Here is a 722-nt window from a genome sequence, read left to right on the forward strand (position 1 = left end):
ACGGCACCGGCTGGTCCGAGGGTGTGGGTGTGCTGGTGGTGGAGCGGCTGTCGGACGCCGTGCGGCTGGGGCATCCGGTGCTGGCCGTGGTGCGGGGCAGCGCGGTCAACCAGGACGGCGCCAGCAACGGGCTGACCGCGCCCAACGGCCCCTCCCAGCAGCGGGTCATCAGGCAGGCGCTGGCCGACGCCCGGCTCGGTGCCGGCGACGTCGACGCCGTCGAGGCGCACGGCACCGGTACGCGGCTCGGCGACCCGATCGAGGCGCACGCCTTGCTCGCGACCTACGGCCAGGAACGTGACGGGGAACGTCCGTTGTTCCTGGGGTCGTTGAAGTCGAACATCGGGCATGCGCAGGCTGCCGCGGGTGTGGGTGGTGTCATCAAGATGGTGATGGCGCTGCGCAACGGTGTGCTGCCGAAGACGTTGCATGTGGATGCTCCGTCGTCGCACGTGGACTGGTCGGCGGGGGCGGTGGAGCTGCTGACCGAGCAGCGGGACTGGCCCGAGCTGGACCGACCGCGCCGGGCCGGCATATCCGCGTTCGGCGCCAGTGGCACGAACGCCCATGTGATCGTCGAGCAGGGCCTGGAGCAGGAGAAGGAGCCCGGGGAACGCCTCGACGACGAGCTGCCCGGTGTGGTGCCGTGGGTGGTCTCCGGTAGGTCACAGGGGGCGGTGGGGGCGCAGGCGGAGGCCGTGCGTGCGTTCCTGGCCGAGGAT

The 722-nt window shown here is 71.7% G+C and carries 1 protein-coding gene; it reads left to right on the plus strand.

What is annotated here, in order from left to right; all coding sequences use genetic code 11:
- On the plus strand, window positions 1–722 hold a 722-nt coding region (locus tag JK361_RS40645; RefSeq protein ID WP_236054683.1), incomplete at both ends, for a ketoacyl-synthetase C-terminal extension domain-containing protein.

The sequence above is a fragment of the Streptomyces musisoli genome (assembly GCF_016741855.1).
GTDB lineage: Bacteria > Actinomycetota > Actinomycetes > Streptomycetales > Streptomycetaceae > Streptomyces > Streptomyces musisoli.